Source organism: Paenibacillus sp. sg306046 (genome assembly GCF_059821225.1).
This window is the reverse complement of the sequence record NZ_JCAMRT010000064.1, coordinates 1-3,071: the sequence shown is the minus strand read 5'-3', so window position 1 is coordinate 3,071 and position 3,071 is coordinate 1. Positions and strand designations below refer to the sequence as shown.

Annotated in this window: 2 protein-coding genes and 1 pseudogene; 1 reads left to right on the top strand and 2 read right to left on the bottom strand. The window is 43.6% G+C overall.

All coding sequences use genetic code 11. The features are described from left to right. Nucleotides 1–72: 72 nt before the first annotated feature. On the bottom strand, nt 73–960 hold the full coding sequence (locus AC6ROY_RS25240; protein ID WP_500103316.1) for an AraC family transcriptional regulator: 888 nt from the start codon (nt 958–960) through the stop codon (nt 73–75). Between the two features lie 217 nt (nt 961–1,177). Between AC6ROY_RS25240 and AC6ROY_RS25235 the strand changes: the two genes are divergently transcribed. Next, the gene (locus tag AC6ROY_RS25235; protein ID WP_500103315.1) at nt 1,178–1,933 is read left to right on the top strand and encodes an SDR family NAD(P)-dependent oxidoreductase; all 756 of its coding nucleotides are present in this window, start codon (nt 1,178–1,180) and stop codon (nt 1,931–1,933) included. A 343-nt stretch (nt 1,934–2,276) separates the two neighbouring features. Here AC6ROY_RS25235 and AC6ROY_RS25230 read toward each other — a convergent pair. Beyond that, nucleotides 2,277–2,981 (bottom strand): annotated as a pseudogene (locus tag AC6ROY_RS25230) (transposase); the annotation flags it as partial. Nucleotides 2,982–3,071: the final 90 nt, after the last annotated feature.

Below are 3,071 nucleotides of genomic sequence, written 5' to 3'. Positions count from 1 at the left end.
TGGCCTTGCCGGACGCTAAATCGCTTGCTTCTTAAAGATGTAGAACTTTTGACTGTCCAGTTAATAAATATACTAATCCCTCGCTCTTTCGATTCGTCTTAGTTTCTCAGTATCCCGAGCTGGAGATGAACCGAAGAAGCGGGAGTATTCTCGATTAAACTGCGAGGGACTCTGATAGCCAACTTGATATGCGGCACTGGCTACTGCATAGCCCTCAAATGCAATGAGGTTCCTAGCCTCCAAAAGCCTTAATTGCTTTTGAAATTGAATAGGACTTAAACCCGTTGCACATTTAAACTGACGGTGAAAGGTATTTATAGCCATACCCGATTTTGATGCAATCTCACCGACGTCTATTGGCTTCATAAAATTATCGCGAAACCATTTTACAATTTGAGAAATCTTAGAGAAATTACTTTCCCGCAGACCCAGTTGCCTCAGATACCATCCTTGTGGTCCCATCAAAACGCGATAAAGGATTTCGCGTTCATAAGCCGGTGCAAGAGCTGGAATATCTCTTGATGTATTCGTTAATCGCAATAAGCGCAGCCATGCCTCCATAAATTCAAGATCCATATCACAAGCTGCGAACTGCTCAGAAGAAGTTGGTATTTGATTTTCAGGCAGATCTCTTAACAAACTTTGAAGAACATTCTGATTCAACGCAAGACCTAGGGACATGTAAGGACGGCCATCACGGTCTGGATGTACACTCGCCATTGCGGGAACATGAACCGGCAGCACATAATACGAGGGCCCCTCCAGGATAGTTCTGCGCTCACCGATTGAAAGAATTTTTGTTCCTTGAACCGTAAAACCGATCATTGGCTCGTAGAGCGCTGCGAGCTGATGTGCGGGAATATCTCCCTTGATCATTCTCAGCCCCGGTACTCCGGTTTCAATCGGTCGAGTACCAGCACTTTTCATTAAATCAATAATTTCAACTAAAATTTTATTCATGCACTTATTTTACCACATGACTTTTTATCCCTCAACACAACCCTGAAAAGAACCGGAATTTTTAGGCTATTCCTATAATAAAAAGAGGGGATACTCCAGGTTTATCAAAATCATAAATGGTGGTTTTAGGCAATTAAAAGGCATTATTAAATCTATATTATTTCAGCAGAAACGACTAAAATTAAATTCAGATCGAACACAAGAAAGGGAGTATCTTATGAAAATCGCAATCGTAACAGGTGGAAGCAATGGCATTGGGAAAGCGACGGCTCTTGAGCTTGGCAAGCGGGGAATTAGTGTCATTCTCACATACAATTCCTATAAGGACCGGGCAGACGCTGTCGTTAAGGAAGTTGAGAAGAATGAAGGAGTCCGGGCTGTAGCACTGAAGTTGGATCTGACCCAAATATCAACATTCGAAGATTTCGTTCTAGAGGTAAAAAAGAGCCTCAAAGAAATTTGGGACAGAACGACTTTCGATTACTTAGTTAATAATGGCGGTGTTGGCGGACCCATGATGTTCAATGAGATGAGCGAAGAATACTTCGACAAAATTCTTAATACGAACTTTAAAGGACCGGTTTTTTTAACGCAACACCTCGTCCAATTCATGGATGATGCTGGAGCCATCGTAAATACCACGAGTTCATCCAAGAACCAATCGTTTCCAGGTTACTCTGCGTACGGTTCGTTAAAAGCAGCATTCTCAACCTGGACTCGCTATATCGCCAAAGAACTTGCACCCCGCAAAATTCGGGTCAACGCCGTTTCTCCCGGTCCTACGCATAGCAATTTCGGCGACGGAGTATTCGATAAACATCCCGAATTCATCAAGCCGTTGGCTGAGCAATCTGTATTTGGCAGAATCGGCCAACCAGAAGATCTTGCGAAGGTCATTGTGAACGTATTGTCCGATGATTTCGGCTGGGTCACAGCCCAAGACATTGAAGTGTCTGGCGGACATTTGCTTTAAGCGTGTGAGGACAACATGAGGGTCGGAATCTTGAAACTCTCACACAGTAATAAAAATCGGGAAGAACAAAGTTTATATTTCTATTTTATCTACTACGAAATGCCACCCTTGTAACTCTTGAAGGTGGCATTTCATGCCGATTTATTGCTGTTTCCCATGTCTTTAAATTCACCTCGTAAAAAACAGAATACCGGATTATTATTCACATACGTATACAGGTTCAAACTCAGCGGATTACTTATATTCCCTTCATACGTATCCTAGTTAATAAACCGTTCATTTAGCGATAAAATGGGCGGAGACTGTTTGTTTACAATCGCCGCCCGTCCTTATCTGTATTGTATCATGCCACCTCTTGACTGGATACTACTGGAATTATATAAGCCGCCTTTGTCTGCATCAAACGATAGATGACGTTCACTAACTTCCGCATAATGCACACTATGGCTTGTTGTTTCGTCTTTCCTGACGCCATCTTCTGTTCAAAGTAAGCGTGGTAGTAGGGATTACGTGGCTCTTTTTTCGTCCTTGTAACGGCAATTTGTCGGATGGCAAGGGCTTTAATAATGTCATGCGGTTCCCTGTTGCCTTGCTTACTCTTGTAGTTCCGATGCTTATTACCTGAACCTACAGCAATAGGAGCGATCCCGGCGAACCTCGCTAACTTGTCCGGTGTAGCGAATCTATGTATGTCTCCAATCTCTGCTACCAGTTCTGCCGCCGTAACCAATTCTATGCCTGTCATCGTTTCCAATTGGAAGCCTAGCTGCTTCATGAGCCCCCCGATTTCTCTTTCAATTCGAGTCAGTTCACGCTCGTAGAAGCGGATACTACGGACAAGCCCTTTGACGATAAAGTCACGACTGTCTTGGAAATCACGGTTCGTGTCGCCATCCTCGGCAATCAGCATTAGTATCTGTTCTGCTTTCTTGGTCGATAAAGCATAGTTGCTCAGCTTGCGGAGATACGTTGCCAGTTCTTCTACCCCCACGCCTGACAATCGAGCAGGAGACGGATACTTATGCCAAAACGCTAATGCTGTCTTACCGTAAGCGTCAAACTGAATACACCTGTTCATAGCCGTTCAAATCCTTCACAATGAGTCCATCAAGCAAACGAAAGGATGAATGTGAATGGA